14 protein-coding genes are annotated in these 16,774 nt (G+C 61.6%); 6 read left to right on the forward strand and 8 right to left on the reverse strand.

Annotation, left to right across the window (positions count from 1 at the left end):
• Positions 1-19: 19 nt before the first annotated feature.
• The 4 genes from arc to AB4Y87_RS16105 all read right to left on the reverse strand — a co-directional run bounded on the left by arc (position 20) and on the right by AB4Y87_RS16105 (position 5,012).
• Positions 20-1,831, reverse strand: coding sequence for a proteasome ATPase (gene arc, locus AB4Y87_RS16090; RefSeq protein ID WP_431115286.1), 1,812 nt, complete (start codon positions 1,829-1,831; stop codon positions 20-22).
• A 96-nt stretch (positions 1,832-1,927) separates the two neighbouring features.
• Entirely contained in the window at positions 1,928-3,016 is a 1,089-nt protein-coding gene (locus AB4Y87_RS16095; protein ID WP_442005320.1) for a tRNA (adenine-N1)-methyltransferase, read from the reverse strand.
• Positions 3,017-3,128: 112 nt separating this feature from the next.
• Entirely contained in the window at positions 3,129-4,292 is a 1,164-nt protein-coding gene (locus tag AB4Y87_RS16100; RefSeq protein WP_442005321.1) for a site-2 protease family protein, read from the reverse strand.
• Positions 4,293-5,012 (reverse strand): HAD family hydrolase, encoded by a 720-nt coding sequence (locus AB4Y87_RS16105; protein WP_442005322.1) that lies wholly within the window; start codon positions 5,010-5,012, stop codon positions 4,293-4,295.
• Between the two features lie 122 nt (positions 5,013-5,134).
• On the opposite strand from AB4Y87_RS16105, the gene AB4Y87_RS16110 reads away from it, so the two are divergent.
• Entirely contained in the window at positions 5,135-6,040 is a 906-nt protein-coding gene (locus AB4Y87_RS16110; protein ID WP_431115281.1) for a PAC2 family protein, read from the forward strand.
• Here AB4Y87_RS16110 and mshC read toward each other — a convergent pair.
• Together mshC and AB4Y87_RS16120 are read right to left on the reverse strand one after the other, a co-directional pair.
• Positions 6,037-7,314, reverse strand: a complete 1,278-nt coding sequence (mshC, locus tag AB4Y87_RS16115) for a cysteine--1-D-myo-inosityl 2-amino-2-deoxy-alpha-D-glucopyranoside ligase (RefSeq protein WP_442005323.1) — start codon at positions 7,312-7,314, stop codon at positions 6,037-6,039. The two genes, AB4Y87_RS16110 and mshC, sit on opposite strands and share 4 nt — an antisense overlap.
• Before the next feature lie 15 nt (positions 7,315-7,329).
• Positions 7,330-8,163 (reverse strand): undecaprenyl-diphosphate phosphatase, encoded by an 834-nt coding sequence (locus AB4Y87_RS16120; RefSeq protein WP_442005324.1) that lies wholly within the window; start codon positions 8,161-8,163, stop codon positions 7,330-7,332.
• Positions 8,164-8,214: 51 nt separating this feature from the next.
• Here AB4Y87_RS16120 and AB4Y87_RS16125 point away from each other — a divergent pair, with 51 nt between their 5' ends.
• On the forward strand, positions 8,215-9,147 hold the full coding sequence (locus AB4Y87_RS16125; RefSeq protein WP_442005325.1) for an aldo/keto reductase: 933 nt from the start codon (positions 8,215-8,217) through the stop codon (positions 9,145-9,147).
• 12 nt (positions 9,148-9,159) lie between these two features.
• Here the strand turns inward: AB4Y87_RS16125 and rfbA are convergent, their stop codons facing one another.
• Complete coding sequence (rfbA, locus tag AB4Y87_RS16130) at positions 9,160-10,026, reverse strand: glucose-1-phosphate thymidylyltransferase RfbA (RefSeq protein ID WP_442005326.1); 867 nt, start codon at positions 10,024-10,026, stop codon at positions 9,160-9,162.
• A gap of 53 nt (positions 10,027-10,079) precedes the next feature.
• On the opposite strand from rfbA, the gene rfbB reads away from it, so the two are divergent.
• The 4 genes from rfbB to AB4Y87_RS16150 all read left to right on the forward strand — a co-directional run bounded on the left by rfbB (position 10,080) and on the right by AB4Y87_RS16150 (position 15,439).
• Positions 10,080-11,078, forward strand: coding sequence for a dTDP-glucose 4,6-dehydratase (gene rfbB, locus AB4Y87_RS16135; protein WP_442005327.1), 999 nt, complete (start codon positions 10,080-10,082; stop codon positions 11,076-11,078).
• A gap of 4 nt (positions 11,079-11,082) precedes the next feature.
• Positions 11,083-12,516 (forward strand): sugar nucleotide-binding protein, encoded by a 1,434-nt coding sequence (locus tag AB4Y87_RS16140; protein WP_442005328.1) that lies wholly within the window; start codon positions 11,083-11,085, stop codon positions 12,514-12,516.
• A 158-nt stretch (positions 12,517-12,674) separates the two neighbouring features.
• The gene (locus AB4Y87_RS16145; protein WP_442005329.1) at positions 12,675-14,603 is read left to right on the forward strand and encodes a WecB/TagA/CpsF family glycosyltransferase; all 1,929 of its coding nucleotides are present in this window, start codon (positions 12,675-12,677) and stop codon (positions 14,601-14,603) included.
• Positions 14,600-15,439 (forward strand): glycosyltransferase, encoded by an 840-nt coding sequence (locus tag AB4Y87_RS16150; RefSeq protein ID WP_442005330.1) that lies wholly within the window; start codon positions 14,600-14,602, stop codon positions 15,437-15,439. The genes AB4Y87_RS16145 and AB4Y87_RS16150 overlap by 4 nt, the downstream gene beginning before the upstream one ends.
• Here the strand turns inward: AB4Y87_RS16150 and AB4Y87_RS16155 are convergent, their stop codons facing one another.
• Positions 15,440-16,774 (reverse strand): hypothetical protein, encoded by a 1,335-nt coding sequence (locus tag AB4Y87_RS16155; protein ID WP_442005331.1) that lies wholly within the window; start codon positions 16,772-16,774, stop codon positions 15,440-15,442. It abuts the gene before it with no gap.

Genomic DNA, 16,774 nt, shown 5'->3' on the forward strand with positions numbered 1-16,774 from the left:
ACACCCTCGGTTTTGGCCGTCACAGGTACTGACCTGTGTTGGCCGTGGTCTCGATCGACTTGCCGGGTTCTTGGCCGGCCTTCCCTTGCACGATCGTGCGGATGTACGTGATCCGTTCACCCTTCTTCCCTGAGATCCTTGCCCAGTCGTCAGGGTTTGTGGTGTTCGGCATATCCTCGTGTTCCCGGAATTCATCCACCACTGCACGCAGCAGGTGGTCAATCCTCAGGCCCTTCTGATGGTTTGTCAGCAGGTCTTTAATGGCGTACTTCTTAGCCCTGTCCACGACGTTCTGAACCACGGCGCCTGAGTTGAAATCCTTGAAGTACAGCATTTCCGTATCACCGTTGGCGTACGTGACTTCAAGGTATTCGTTCGACTTCTCGGTGGAGTACATTGCCTCCACGGTTCGCTGGATCATGGCGTCGACAGTAGCTTGGACGTCCCCGCCGTACTCCGCCAGATCCTGTGCATGGAAGGGAAGGTCCGTGGTGATGTACTTGCCAAAGATGTCTGCAGCGGCTTCGGCGTCGGGTCGCTGGATCTTGACCTTTACGTCAAGGCGGCCCGGTCGGAGGATCGCTGGATCGATCATGTCCTCGCGGTTTGAGGCACCAATGACGATTACGTTGTCCAATCGCTCCACGCCATCAATCTCGCTGAGCAGCTGCGGGACGATGGTGGTTTCGACGTCGGAAGACACGCCAGTTCCTCGGGTGCGGAACAGCGAATCCATTTCATCGAAGAAAACCACCACGGGGCTGCCATCGGACGCTTTTTCCCGGGCACGGGAGAAGATCAGCCGGATGTGCCGTTCGGTTTCGCCGACATACTTATCCAGGAGCTCAGGACCCTTGATATTGAGGAAGTAGCTCTTAAGGTCGGTGTTGCCTGCGCGCTCGGCGGCACGGGCTGCCAGGGAATTGGCCACAGCCTTGGCGATGAGGGTCTTGCCGCAACCTGGCGGACCGTAGAGAAGGATGCCCTTGGGCGCCTTGAGCCCGTGTTCCCGGTAAAGGTCCGGATGCAGGAAAGGGAGTTCAACGGCATCGCGGATCTGTTCGATCTGCGGACCAAGGCCGCCGATGTCCTGATAGGTGATGTCCGGAACTTCTTCCAGGACAAGGTTCTCCACCTCAGCGCGCGGAACTTTCTCCAGCGCGTAGCCGGTGCGCGAATCCAGTGACAGTGCGTCTCCTACCTTCAGGTGCACGCTTTGCAACGCTCCGGAAAGGCGGACTACGCGTTCTTCGTCCGCGCGGCCAACTACCAACGCACGGTCCTTGCCCAGCATCTCCTTGAGCGTAACGAGTTCACCCGCCCGTTCGTAGCCGAGTCCGGCAACCACCAGCAGGGCCTCATTCAAGAGGACTTCCTGGCCAACGGCGAGTTGGTTGACATTTACCAGCGGGCTGATGCCTACACGCATCTTGCGGCCTGCATTGAAAATGTCCACGGATTCCTCCGTGGCCGCCTGGCCGGAACTTCCCGGGCCCGGCTGCCTCCGGGGGTTGATCTGTACCACTGTTCCGAAGCTGTAGGGCGGCTGCCCTTCCTGCTCCAAAGCACCCTTCAAACGGAGGATCTCGCTCTTCGCCGTTTCAAGCATGCTGACGAGCTTGCTGTTGTTCTGGGTGGCGGCGGCAAGCTGGCGGTCGATGTGGCGAAGCTTGTCCCGAAGGATGTTGATCTGGCGTTCGGCCACGGTCAATTCACTGGATGGGTCGGGCGGCTGGATGGCGGCAAGCCTCCGGTTTGCTGCCTCTTCAGCAGCGGCGTTAGCTTCCTCCGGCGTCGGCCGTCCAATGTCGTTGTTGTTCGACGTATCCACGATTCATCAGCCCCTTCCTGCGCTTAACAAGACCTTAGTCCCGAAAAGCGCAGGGTGCTTGGTGACATCCGGAATGCGGACCCTATTGTGACCTTTTCAGTTTGTGACCGAGGGCTCGTCCTGGACGTTGGTTCCGGCGATGGCATCACGTGCGGCGCGCCGGAGTTTCTTGTCCGATACTGCGCGCTCCCCTACTGCTCCCGGAGTCCAGGCGTTCAGGTCTTCCTCGCTGAATTCGGTCTTGGACGGGCGCCGTTTGACGGAGATTCCCGTGACGCCGTCGGCGAGCCGCCTGGTGACCAGGAGGAATCCAGTGTGGGCCACCATGCGGTGGTCCGGGCGCACGGCCAGTCCTTCAAGGTGCCAACCGCGGACCATGGATTCCCACGCATCCGGCTCGGTGAAGCGTCCGTCAGCGCGGATGGCTTCGGCGGTGCGGGACAACTGGGTGACGGTTGCTACGTAATTGATCCAGACGCCGCCGGGAGCCAGGACTGTTGCAACAGCGTCCAAGCACTCCCACGGAGCGAGCATGTCCAGCACTACACGGTCTACGGAGCCGGGTGCCTCGGCCTTGACTACCTCTTCCTGGAAGTCGCCCAGGGAGATCTGCCAAGCGGGGTGCGGGCCACCGAAGATGGTCTCGACGTTCCCCCGGGCGATGTCCGCGAATTCTTCGCGCCGCTCAAAGGAATGGAGGTAGCCGCCGTCGCCTACTGCACGGAGCAGGGAAATGGACAGCGCGCCGGAGCCAACACCGGCTTCAACAACGCGGGCCCCGGGGAAGATGTCAGCCATCGTGACGATCTGGCCAGCGTCCTTGGGATAGACGACGGCCGCGCCACGCGGCATGGACAGGACGAAGTCCGAGAGCAAGGGCCGCAGCGTCTGGTACTGCTGCCCGATGTTATTGCTGACTACCGAACCATCAACCTTGCCGATGATTTCGTCGTGGTTCAGGAACCCTCGGTGGGTATGAAAAGCTCCGCCCACCTCAAGCGTGATGGTGTTCATCCGGCCACGCTCATCCGTGAGCTGCACCCGCTCGCCCACACGGAAAGGCCCACGGCGCCGGGCTGCCCCGGTTGGCTGCGTGGCAGAGTCCGTGGCTGGCTTGTCAGTGCCTGTGTCCGCGCCCGGGACAGTGCCTGCGATTGTCTGCGCCGCGGCGGTTTCGCTGCTCATGTGGTGTTCCTCGCTCCTGGGCGGCTGCGCCGCCATGTGTTGCTGCCGTATGGGCGTCGAAAATCGATGGTTTGTTTTTATGGACCGGCACGTAACTCTACCGGCAAGCCCGTTAGGCGCGCCCGCTGCCCCGGGCTTCTTTACCTGTTATCGCTGTCACTACTGCTTGCTGCCTGAGCAACCCGGTCACGGTTCCGTTGTGGTCCACCACAGCGTATTCGCCACCCTCCAGCCGCGCCAGATACTGGATCAGCTCCTGGCCTTTGGACCATTCCGGGACGTAGGCACCGGCCGCCAGTGCATGCGCTACGGCGGTGACCGGCGTCGTCGCTACGGCCGCGGGAGGAACCGCGGCAGCCGCGCCGGGATCAACCACTCCTTGAGGCTTTCCGTCAGGTCCGCAAATTACGACGGCGGGACGCCCGGCAGGTGATACCGCCAGGATGTCTGCCACAGTCGCCGCGTTCGGGAGACCCACTGCGGGCTCCGCTAGCCCGGCCGCGCTCACCAGGTAAAGGCGGCTGCGGAGTTTTGCGTGGTTGATGGAGCTGGAGGCTCCCATCCAGAGGAAACCGCAGACGAGGACAGTGATGAGCATGAGGCTGATATCCAGGGGCGCTCCTGTGAGGAACGGCACTCCGATAAACCAAATGACAAGGGCGGCCACGATGACACGGCCTGACCATCCTGCCGCAATGGTTCCCTTGTCCTGGCTGCCGGTGGCCTTCCAGACCGCCGATTCCACCAACCGACCGCCGTCCAAGGGCAAACCGGGAAGAATGTTGAAGATGCCAATAAGAAGGTTGGCCCACATCAGGATGTTTGCCAGGATTTCCGCGACGCCACCGAGGATGCCTGAAGAAAGGACCGCCCACATGCCGCCGGCGAGGATAAAGTTTGACACCGGTCCGGCAAGGGCAACGATGACCGAGCGTCCCGGCGATGCGGTGAAGCTCTCGAATTGTGTGTGCCCGCCCCACAGGTTCAAGACAATCTTTTCCGTTGGCCAGTTGAACGCTTTGGCGCTGAGTGCATGGGCAAGCTCGTGGACCAGGACGGAGAGCGCGAGCAGCAAGGCATAGCCGAGGGCAACAAAGTAGGCCCAGATGCCGAGGTTGGGCATTCGCACCAGCAGGGCAGGCCCATAGACGATGACGGTGAAGCCAGCGATAACGAACCACGAGTACGCGAGGTACACGGAGATTCCCGCGATTTTTCCGAGAGGGATGCCGTCCTTTTTGGTCACAGCATGGTGTGGCGTGGAGGAGCTGCTCACCTAGTTTGCCCCTTCAAGCAGGTTTCCCTGTGCGAAGCGGTTGGCCACCAGCTGGCTGACGTCTGCCGCGGACCGGCCCACCAGGGTTTCCCACATGATCATGCCAGGGTACTCGGGCAACGGAACCTGATGCGGGATGCCCACTGTCAGTATGCCCGATGCCAGGGCAGCCGTAGCGCCCGGAATGGAATCTTCCAACGCAACACAGTTATCAAGAGTCAGCGACGGGTCATCGAGCCGAAGCCGTTCAACAGCCGTGAGGTAGGCCTCCGGATGTGGTTTGCCGTTGACGACGGTATCTCCCGTGACCAGGAACTCGAAGTAGGGCTTGGGGAGGCTCTCGACGATGACGCCGGCCAGCGGGCCCTCGGACATGGTGACCAGGGCACAACGGATACCTGCCTGGTGCAATTCGTCCAGCAACTCGCGTGCTCCTGGGCGCCAGGGAACTTCATTGCGGACGTGCTTGATTACCTGTGCGCTGAGGGTATCCACAATTTCACGGGCTTCGAGGCGGACTCCTGCAGCTTGGAGCACTGCGGCGGAGTGCAGCAGGGACTGACCCACCAACTGCATGGCCTGCTGGTGTGACCAGCTCCCACCATGCGCCTCCACGAGTGCGCGCTCGGCTGCGATCCAGTAGGGCTCAGTGTCCACTAGGGTGCCATCCATATCCCAGAGCACGGCTTTGAGGAGGGGCTGACTGGATGACGAAGGCATGGTTTCAAGTCTACGTGGAAGTCGGGGCGCTTCCGGCCGGGCTTGCGCTGTGGGCGAATACAGGACACGCTTCGGGGCGAAATGCCATGCATCCACAAGGGTCTTGGACGTAGGGTGAGTGGATGAACAGTGTGGACGGGACCCCCGAAGGACAGGACATCACCGCGGAGCCCGAGCGTTTCCTTAAGGAACCCGCGGAAGGCCAGCGCGTCACCGTAATGATCGCCGCGTTTGAAGGCTGGAACGACGCCGGCGAGGCCGCCAGCGATGCGCTGCACTATTTGAACAAGCTCTGGGACGGCAAGAAGGTTGCCACAGTGGACGCCGAGGAGTACTACGACTTCCAGTTCACCCGGCCCACCGTGCGGCGTACGTCCTCTGGTGCGCGCAAGGTCAAATGGCCCTCGACGCGGATCTACAAAGCGTCAGTTCCGGACAGCAATGTGGACGTGGTGTTTGTTCTGGGCACAGAACCTTCATACCGTTGGCGCGCGTACACCACCGAACTCCTGGTCCACGCCGAAGCGCTGAAGGTGGACTCGGTCATTCTTGTGGGTGCGCTGCTGGCCGACGTTCCGCACAGCAGGCCCATTCCGGTAAGCACCACCACGGAAGACAGTTCACTTCGGGAACGGTTGAACCTGGAGGCCTCCCAATACGAGGGGCCCGTGGGAATTGTGGGGGTTCTGGCCGAGTTTGCCATGCTGGCAGGGCTGCCGACGGTTTCCCTGTGGGCAGCGGTCCCCCACTATGTCGCACAGCCGCCCTCGCCCAAGGCCCAACTCGCCATCCTTCACAAGATCGAGGACTTGCTCCAGGTTCCCCTGGACAGCCAGGCCCTGGCGGAAGAGTCCGAGGCCTGGGAACGCGGAGTGGACGAACTCGCCACCGAAGATCCTGAGATTGCTGCCTACGTACGCCAACTGGAGGAGGCCAAGGACACGGCGGACCTCCCGGAAGCCTCGGGCGAATCGATCGCCCGCGAGTTCGAGCGCTACCTCAAGCGGCGGGGTAAGGACCGGCCCTAAAGCTCCACGCCGAGCAGCGCGTCTACGGCATCGCTCATAAGTGCGGCGTCGATCCCGGACGCCGGAGCGTTGTTCCGCAATGCCTCCTCAGCCCAGCGATCGACGGCGGCCATCGCTCCGGGAGCGTTGAGGTCATTGGCCAATTCCATGCGCATGGCGGCGACGAGTGCTGCGGCCGAACCGGCAGGGGCGGCGTCGCGGGCATTGCGCCACTGGGCCAGCCGATCCTTTGCTGCCTCGAAGTCCGCCTCAGTCCAGGACCAATCAGAGCGGTAGTGGTGGGCGAGGATCGCAAGGCGGATGGCTGCTGGTTCTTCTCCTGCAGCCCGGAGCTTGGAGACAAGAACCAGGTTGCCCTTGGACTTGCTCATCTTTTCCCCGTCGAGGCCCACCATGCCCGCGTGGGCATAGTGTCGGGCCAGCGGAACGCCCGCCAGCGAGTAGGCGTGTCCTGCTCCCATTTCGTGGTGGGGGAAGATGAGGTCCGAGCCGCCACCCTGCACGGTGAATGGTGCGGGGAGATACTTCTGGGCGATGACCGTACATTCGATGTGCCACCCGGGACGGCCGTCGCCCAAGGTGGCCCCCGGCCAGCTGGGTTCTCCTTCGCGTGCTACCCGCCAGAGCAAGGGGTCGAGCGCCTGGCGTTTGCCTGCCCTGTCCGGATCGCCCCCGCGCTCTGCAAAAAGAGCAAGCATTTCCGCTTCGCCGAGACCTGAAACGTCGCCCAGAGTCCATGCATCCGTGGCGTCGGATCGTTTGCCGGCCATTTCGACGTCGTAGTAGACATCGCCGTCGGGCTCCCCATCAGTACCTTGTACGCGGTAGGCGACGCCGTCCGCAATAAGCCGCTCGATCGCCGGCACAATATCCGGAATGGCTTCGACTGCGCCGATGTAGTGATTGGGGGCAAGGACGTTCAGGGCGTCCATATCGGTGTGGAACAGTTCAATCTGGCTCTGCGCCAAGTCACGCCAGTCCACGCCGGTGGCGGTGGCGCGTTCAAGCAGCGGGTCGTCGATGTCCGTAACGTTTTGAACGTAGTCCACCCGGATCCTGGCATCGCGCCACGCCCTGTTGAGGAGGTCGAAGGCCACATAGCTGGCGGCGTGGCCCATGTGCGTCGCGTCGTACGGCGTAATGCCGCAGACGTACATCGATTGTTCCGGCTGCGGCTCTATCTCCACGACGCGGCCGAGGGCGGTGTCGAAGAGGCGTAGTTGCGGCATGCTGCCGGGCAGCTCAGGAACAGGGCGGGAAGTCCACGATTTCACGACTCAACCTTAGTGCTAGGCGCTGATCACATTGAAACCGAGCAGGACATACAAGGCCAGGCCAAGAAGGATGCGGTACCAGACAAAGAGCCTGTAACTGCGTGTGGAGACGAACTTCAGGAACCAGCCGATGATCACGTAGCCCACCACGAAAGCGATGACTGTGGCCAGTGCCGTCTCCGGAAGGCCGTAGGGACCGGCGAGCCCCTCCTTGGAAACTGTTTTGTAGAGCTGGTAGAGGCCGCTGCCGAAAACCGCCGGAATGGCGAGGAGGAAYGAGTAGCGGGCCGCAGCTTCACGCGTGTACCCCATCAGCAGCCCGGCAGTGATGGTTCCGCCGGAACGCGAAACGCCCGGAATAAGGGCCATCGCCTGGGCAAGGCCGTACAGAATGCCGTGCTTATAGCTGAGCTGTGTCAGATCCCGTTCCTGGCAGCCAATGGCGTCGGCAACTGCCAGGATCATGCCGAAGACAATGAGCATGGTGGCAACTATCCACATGCTTCGCAGGACCGACTCGATCTGGTCCTGGAACAACAAGCCGAGCACGATGATGGGAAGGCTGCCCAGGATTACCAGCCATCCCATTCGGGCGTCCGGATCGTTTCGTGGGACTTTCCCACTCAGGGACCTGAACCAGGCCCCGATGATCCGCACGAGGTCGCGCCAGAAATAGACAATGACCGCCGTCTCCGTACCCAGTTGGATAATGGCCGTGAAGGCGGCTCCGGGATCGGCTGCATTCGGAAGGAATGAGCCCACGATCCGCAAGTGGGCGCTTGAGGAGATCGGGAGGAATTCGGTGAGGCCTTGCACCAGGCCCAGCAAGGCTGCTTCTATCCAGTTCACGTGAATAGACCCTACGTCATGAAGACTGGGAACTCCCCGTAAGCTATCAGCATGCAGCAGCGTTATGTCGGGAACAGCGGGTTCCGTGTCTCCTCTTTGTCCCTCGGAACAATGTCCTGGGCGCAGGAGACGGATGAGCAGGACGCCGCGGAGTTGCTCCACGCTTTTGTGCACGCAGGTGGCACCGTCATCGACACCGCTGCATCGTATGCCCAGGGGCAGGCTGAGGCGATGCTGGGCTCCATGTTGGGTGATGTCGTGGCTCGCTCGGAAGTCGTGATCTCAACCAAAGCCGGCGTCTCGTCGTCGGAATCCAGGCGCAGCATCAACGCATCACGCGGTGCCCTGCTCGCGGCGTTGGACGCCAGCCTGGCAAGGCTTGGAACGGATTACCTCGATATCTGGTTCGTTCAGGAGTGGGACCCGAATGTTCCCTTGGACGAGACTCTGTCAGCGTTGGAGCTCGCGCAGAGGTCAGGACGTGCCCGCTATGTGGGAATTTCCAATTACAACGGGTGGCAGACGGCCAAAGCGGCGGCAGTCGCAGGTTTCACGTTGGTAGCCAACCAATCCGAATACTCCTTGGTACAGCGCAAACCGGAGGACGAGCTCATTCCCGCCGTGGAAGATGCCGGCCTCGGACTCATGGCCTGGGCTCCCCTGGGTCGTGGTGTCTTGAGCGGAAAGTACCGGGGACAAATTCCTGCGGATTCCCGTGCCGCGCAGAGCCGCCTGGCTGCGTATGTTGAGCCATACCTTGAACCGAAGGCATCACGGGTGGTGGAGGCCGTAGCCATGGCCGCCAGGGGTTTGGGACGATCGCCCCTGGACGTGTCGCTCAGCTGGTTGCTTTCGCGCCCCGGCGTTGCCACGGCGATAGTGGGAGCCCGGAACGCCGTCCAGCTCAAGGAATTGCTGGATGCCAAGTTGACGGTTCTCCCGGCCGAGATTGCGCGTGCCCTGGAAGACGTCTCGGCGGCATAGCCCGCGAGTTCCTTACTGGCGGTCGAGGATGTCCAACAAGTAGCTGCCGTAGCCACTCTTGGCGAGCTTGGAAGCCTGCTGGCGGAGTTCTTCGTCGTTCAGGTATCCCATTCGCCATGCAACCTCCTCCGGCGCTCCGATCTTCAGGCCCTGCCGGTTCTCGGTGGTGCGGACATAGTTTGAAGCATCGTTGAGGTCGCCGAAGGTTCCCGTATCCAGCCAGGCGGTCCCGCGGGGGAATTTCTGTACGTGGAGCCTGCCGAGCTCCATGTACTGCCGGTTGATATCCGTGATCTCCAGCTCCCCTCGAGGGGAAGGTTTGAGGTTTTTTGCCATGGCGACGACGTCGTTGTCGTAGAAGTACAGGCCCGGGACCGCATAGTTGCTCTTCGGGACAGTGGGCTTTTCTTCGATGGAGACGGCCAGACCATCGTCATCGAATTCCACGACGCCGTAAGCACTCGGGTCCTTGACCCAGTAACCAAATATGGCGCCGCCTTCGACGTCGGCGTACTTGCGGAATTGGTTACCCATTCCGGGACCGTTGAAGATGTTATCCCCCAGGATGAGCGCTACTTTGCCATTGCCAATGTGCTGCTCCCCCAGGATGAATGCCTGGGCCAGGCCATCCGGTGTCGGCTGCTGTGCATAGCTGAGGTTTATCCCAAATTGGGATCCATCCCCCAGGAGATTCTCGAACTGAGGGGCATCAGCCGGTGTGGTGATGATCAGGATGTCACGGATTCCAGCCAGCATCAGCGTGCACAGGGGGTAGTAAATCATTGGTTTGTCGAAGACCGGGACCAATTGCTTACTGATGCCAAGCGTAATGGGATGAAGCCTGGAACCTGTGCCGCCGGCAAGAATTATCCCGCGCATATTTGCTGTCCCTCCCGCTGCACTTAGCCGTAATTGACGGCTACGCTATGGCCATGCAGAGAATCCTTGTCACCGGCGGGGCCGGATTCATTGGATGCAACTTTGTCCACTACATCATGGAGCACACTGTGCTCCATGTCACGGTCCTGGACAAACTCACCTACGCCGGCAACGAAGAGTCTTTGGCCGGATTGCCGGCTGGTCGCCTGGACTTCGTCCGGGGAGATATCTGTGATGCCGCACTGGTGGACACGCTGGTGGCCGATACGGACGCCGTGGTCCATTTCGCCGCTGAATCGCATAACGACAACTCGCTCGAAGATCCCAGGCCGTTTATCGATACCAATCTGGTAGGGACATTCACCCTGATCGAGGCAGCACGCCGTTACGGCACGCGGTTCCATCACATTTCCACGGACGAGGTCTACGGCGACCTCGCACTGGACGATCCGGACCGGTTCACGGAGGGCTCTGTGTACCGGCCCACCAGCCCCTACTCAGCCACAAAAGCGGGATCGGACATGTTGGTGCGGGCATGGATCCGTTCCTTCGGGCTGCAGGCAACCATCAGTAATTGTTCGAACAATTACGGGCCGTTCCAGCATGTGGAGAAGTTCATCCCCCGGCAGATCACAAATATTCTGGACCAGACCCGTCCGCGTCTTTACGGCGAGGGCAGGAACGTGCGGGACTGGATCCATGTTGAAGACCACTCATCGGCTGTCCTCGCGATTCTGGAGCGGGGACGGATCGGTGAAACGTACTTGGTCGGGGCTGACGGTGAACATTCCAATCGGGAAGTGGTGGAATTGCTGCTTTCCATGGATGGCCAGTCGCCGGATGCCTACGATCTCGTGACGGACCGGCCGGGCCACGATCTGCGGTATGCGATCGACTCCAGCAAATTGAGGACGGAACTTGGGTGGGCCCCCCGCTACAAGGATTTCAACGCGGGGCTGGCCGACACCTTGCGCTGGTACGTGGAGAACGAGGACTGGTGGCGACCCCAAAAAGCCGTGACCGAAAACAAGTACGCCGAACAGGGCCATTAGCCTCATGGAACCGGCAGACCAGCTAAGATCCAGACCCACGCCGATCCCCGGACTGGTCCTTTTCGATCTCCCGGTCCATGGCGACAACCGTGGCTGGTTCAAGGAGAACTGGCACCGCGAAAAGATGGCGGCCTTGGGACTCCCGGATTTTGGGCCTGTGCAGAACAACATCTCCTTCAACGCCCTCCGTGGAACAACCCGCGGTATCCACGCCGAACCATGGGACAAGTTTATTTCGCTCGCATCGGGGCGGATTTTTGGTGCCTGGGTGGACCTTCGTGAGGGCCCGACTTTCGGTAAGGTCTTCCACACAGAGATGTCCCCCAGGGAAGCCATCTTTGTTCCCCGCGGGGTGGGCAACGCCTTCCAGACCCTCGAAGACAATACCGCCTACACCTACCTGGTCAACGATCATTGGAGCGCCGCGGCGCAGGCCGACTACACGTTCCTCAACCTTGCCGACGAAGACGTCGCTTTGCCTTGGCCCATCCCGCTGGAGCGGGCCGTGGTGTCTGACCAGGACCGGACCCATCCACGGTTGGGCGACGTGGCGCCCATGCAGGCGCGGCGTACGCTGATCCTCGGGGCCGGCGGTCAACTAGGGACCGCCCTCAGGCGCGAGTTCGAAGGCGACGCCACAGTTGATTTCGCAGGCAGGGCACAGTTCGATATCACCAACGAAGACGCCTACCTTGCTACTAATTGGCGTAAGTACTCCACGGTCATCAACGCGGCCGCCTTCACCGGAGTCGACGCCGCCGAAACCGACGACGGTCGTCGGGCAGCATGGCGCATCAACGCACTTGCCGTATCGCGCTTGGCGAGGGTCGCCGTCGAACATTCACTGACGCTTGTGCATGTGTCCAGCGACTACGTGTTCGACGGTACGGCCGCCGTTCATCGGGAGGACGAGGCACCCGCTCCCGTCGGTGTCTATGGCCAGAGCAAAGCCGCCGGAGACGCTGCCGTTGCTGCGGTACCGCGGCACTACATTGTGCGGAGCAGTTGGGTAGTGGGCGAGGGCCGCAACTTCGTTCGAACCATGGCCAGGCTGGCCGCCCAAGGCGCGTCACCGGCCGTCGTCGATGACCAGTGGGGACGGCTTAGCTTCGCCGAGGACATTGCAGCCTGTATCCGGCACCTACTGCAGAGTGGTGCGCCCTATGGCACCTATAACTTCAGCAATAGCGGGGAACCGCAATCCTGGGCGGACATAGCCAGGGAGGTCTTCCGGCATTGCGGCTCCGATCCCACTCGGGTTGGGTCCATCAGCACTTTGGACTATTCGGGACCAGGAACTGCTCCGCGCCCCCGCAGCAGCGTCCTGGACCTGTCCAAGATTACGGACGCAGGGTTTGCTCCTCCCAACGCCACAGAGCGTTTGGCTGAGTACCTTGAGGCAAGGGAGCCCCTAGCGGAGTCCGGCGAAACGGCCTAAAGTAGCCCTACCGGCAGCCTCCAGGGGCCGGGAGACACCTCAAGTGAACATGTTGTGAGGCGGCAGCTGTCCGCCGACCACGATCCAAGCCGTGCAGCAGCCTCGGATCGTGGGCCACATGGTTGTGCCGTGAGCTGGACCCGAGCCTGGAGCCGAAAATGCTGCTACCGAAAATTACGTCCGTCGGTGACGTTGCGCACCTGACAGTTCCCCGCCTCCGCCCGTTCGGCAGACTTAACGGCGGCCGTCTCCTTTTTCAGCCTCCCACGGGCGAGATTGACGCTGGGCCGGGCACCGCTGAAGGGACCTGGGTTTGCCTGGGTGGGGTCCCCGTGAAACTGACGCAGCTCAATGATGCACTGCAGGAAATTGTGGATCGCGCAGCCTCCGCTGAGGCCACCCCCATGGGCGTATGCTCAGCAAATCTTGACCACATCCGCCATTTCGGCGCAGGAAGCCGGTGGATGGGCACGCTGGACCAGCCAGCGTCCATTCAGTGGCTGACCTTGATTGACGGTGCACCCTTGGCGACGCAAGCCCGTCGCCTCACGGCCAGGGCGTGGCCCAGGCTTGCTGGCAGCGACCTGATCGAGCACCTGCTGGATTCGGCCTCGCAACGGGGCCTGAGGGTTGGCTTCCTGGGCGGCTCAGAGGAGACGCAACAGCTCATCCGGACGAGATTCGCTGTTGAGCGCCCGGAGCTGGAGGTCGCCGGATGGTGGGCGCCTGGCCGGCCAACGCTTGGGGACGACACGGCTTCCCGCCAGCTCGCAGCCCATATTTCGGAGACAACACCTGACATCCTTGTTGTCGGTCTGGGCAAACCCCGCCAGGAACTATGGATATCCGAGTACGGCCATTTGACCGGGGCCAAGGTCCTCCTGGCCTTTGGGGCGGTTGTGGACTTCCTGGCCGGACATATTCGCCGTGCGCCTTCCTGGGTGAGCTCGCACAGTCTTGAATGGGCGTGGCGCCTGATGTTGGAACCGCGCCGGTTGGCCCGCCGGTACTTGGTGGAAGGACCGGAGGCCTACGTGAAATTGCGCACGGCCAGCAGTCGTGACATTGAGGCGAGCACTACGGAGGCCGCCCGGCCATCCATCGCTGCAAGGTCCGTCCCGGGGCCCGTGCCCAGCCGGGCTCCGGGATCGTTTGTGCCGGTGACCGACAGGGCCGACGTCGCTGTGATTGTTGTCACCTACAATAATGCGGACGACGTCGGGCCGCTTGTCGCGGGCCTGCGGAAGGAAGCGACGAATCAATCGATCAAAGTGGTCGTGGCAGATAACTCCCCTGATGAAAGCACCCTCCTTCAACTTTCGCACCATCCCGACGTCACAGCAGTTCGAACAGGTGGAAACCTCGGCTATGCCGGCGGTATCAACGCGGCGGTGTCGGCGGCCGGCGACGCCGGAAGCTACCTCGTCCTAAATCCAGACCTGCGCGTCGAACCAGGCGCAGTCGCCGCCATGCTCAAGCGGATGAATGAGCAAGGGGCGGGCATGGTGGTGCCGGTCCTGCTGGACGATGACGGCAGTATCTACCCTTCGTTGCGTCGTGAGCCGGGCGTCCTGCGAGCGCTGGGTGACGCTGCGTTGGGCAGTCATGTGAAGGCCAGGCCTGGATGGTTGTCGGAGATGGACTTTGATCCGGAGAGTTACCTGCACGGGCATCGCGTTGATTGGGCTACGGGTGCGGCTCTCCTAATCAGTGCGGGGGCAGCGACGGCGGTGGGTGCCTGGGACGAGCAGTTCTTTCTGTATTCGGAAGAAACGGATTATTGCCACCGGGTGAGAGATGCGGGTTTTTCCATCTGGTTTGAGCCCGCGGCCCGGATGTGGCACGAAGGTGGGGGGTCGGGCACGTCGCCGCAGCTGACTGCGTTGATGTCCGTCAATCGGGTTCGCTATGCAGCTAAGTATCTTGGGCGTGGCCGGGCGCTGGCTTTCCGGGGTGTGGTCCTGGCCGCGGAAGTTGCCCGCTTGAATAAGCCCGGGCATCGGGTTGCGGCGTGGGCGGTGCTAAGTCAACGGCGTTGGGACTCGCTCCCCCACGCTACTCGGACCTCGACCACAGTTATGCCATGACTGCTGCTTCACATCCCTCCGGTGCAGTCATTATCCCGGCGCATAACGAGGCCCGTGTTATCGGCAGAACGCTTGATGCGTTGAGGGAGGTCATTGCGTGGGGCACTGTTGATGTTGTGGTGGCCTGTAATGGGTGCGTGGACGCCACAGAGGCTATTGCGTCCAGGTGTGAAGGTGTCCGCGTCCTTCACGTGACTGAGGCGTCCAAGACCGAGGCGTTGAACGCTGCCGACCAGGCGACGCTGCGTTGGCCGCGGCTGTATTTGGACGCCGATATTGAGGTCCCTGCTTCGGCGCTGCGTGTGGTCTTTGCGGCGCTGGAGAATACCGGGTTGCTGGCTGCCCGTCCTGCCTTTCGATATGACACCCGAGGCGCTTCGGCGCTGGTCAGGGCCTACTACCGCGCCCGTAGCCGCATCCCGGGTAACGCCCAGAGGCTTTGGGGTGCCGGTGCGTATGCGCTGAGCTATTCAGGGCATGAGCGGCTGGGTACGTTTCCTGCCCTTACAGGTGATGACTACTATGTGGACCGGCTGTTCTCTGCCCGGGAGAAGGCGGTCCTGCCCACCGAGCCTGTGGTTGTCCGGACGCCGCGGACGTGTGCCGCATTGTTGTCTGTCCTGAGGCGTACGTACCGGGGAAACGCGCAGCAGGATCGCATGTCCGGAGGTGCTTCCGCTGTGCGGACCATACGTGAGTTGATCGCCTCCGTCAGGGGGCCGCTGAGTGCTTTTGATGCCGCGGTCTACGTCGTGTTCGCTGGTGCGGGCCGCCGTCGTCCGCTGTCCTCCGGCAATATGGTGACTGCCTGGGAGCGGGACGAGACCAGCCGTTAGTCAGAAGCCGCAACTGCCGCCGCCTTCAATGCTGTAAAGGTGGACCGCGTTGCCGTCGGCGAAGGTATCGGTGAAGGTTCCCTTCACCATGGGGATGGTGCGGTTTTCGTCGATGACGACGGCGGTGCTGCCGCCGCATTTCACCGCGAAAGTTGCTGCTCCGCCGGTGTTCTTGTTCGCTCCGGCAAAGATATAGAGCTTGCTGTTGTGGAGTTTAGTGGCGAGGTCCACGGGGCCGCTGGCTGTGGTGGCGCCGTCGAGAAAGGGTGCATTGAGGATGGGTGCGAGGTCGTGGATTTGCTTATTGACGGCAGTCACTGTGGATTGTGCTTCGCCCGGGCAGTCACGCAGCACATGCTGGGTCACGCAGTCTCCGCCGAAACTGTGGTTGAAGTAGATGATCCCGCGGGCTCCGTGGATGAGGCTGCTCCAGACTGCTGCTCGAATTTGCGGTCCGCTGATGGTTGTCGCCTGCGGCGAGTCCTCAAAGGGATGTCCGACTTCTACGAAAGCCCAGACGGGTGCTTTCCCCCCAGTGAGTTTTCGGATGCGTTCAACTGTCCACCCATAGTTTGCTGCCAGTCGGCATTCGGATTCCGTCAGGTCGTTCGTCGAGCCGTTGATTGCCCCGCCCTCTGTTTTGGCGCAGATGTTGGGGTCAGTGAACCAGTAGGTGTCCGCTGATACGAGATTCTGGGTTCCGTTGATGAAAGCCCGTGATTGTTCGTCGGAGAGCCAGAACGTTATCCCTTTGCCATAGTTCGCGTAGATCATTGATCCTGGTGGTGCGGCGGCGCGTAACTGGTTCTGGACTGTGTAGCCGCATTTGGATTGTTCCGGGACGCAAATAGGTCCTTCGCCCGGGTACTTACCGGTCCATGGAGCGTCTCCTGCACCAGCCCACATGTCCACTTCGTCGCCTAAGGCATAGCCTGATGCCTGGGCTGCTGCGAACGTCGGAATTGCGTACATTCCGGAAGCCCGGACGAGGTCGAGGTCGGAATCTGTGGTTAAGACAACGTAGGTGTTCAGTCCCTCAGCGCGGTCCTTTGCCACGTAGTCCTTTTCCAAAGCGCTTTCGAACCAAACGCCGACTGGGAAGAAATGTGGTTCCGTGGGTAAGGCATTCGTGAATGGCGAGTAGAAGTCAAGGCCGCCGTCGACATCGCGAACATCAATTCCAGGCATAGGGGTCGAGGTGCTGTGCGGCGTTTGGATGCTGGGAGCGGGTGCAGTGATCGGGCCTGGGATAGGCGCGCCGCTGACCATCGCGGTTGTCGCCAGAAGGCACAACGCGGCAAGGGCGCCGAACCTGGCGATTGTTCTCCGCTTCAT

The sequence above is a fragment of the Paenarthrobacter sp. RAF54_2 genome (genome assembly GCF_052113945.1).
Classification (GTDB): domain Bacteria; phylum Actinomycetota; class Actinomycetes; order Actinomycetales; family Micrococcaceae; genus Arthrobacter.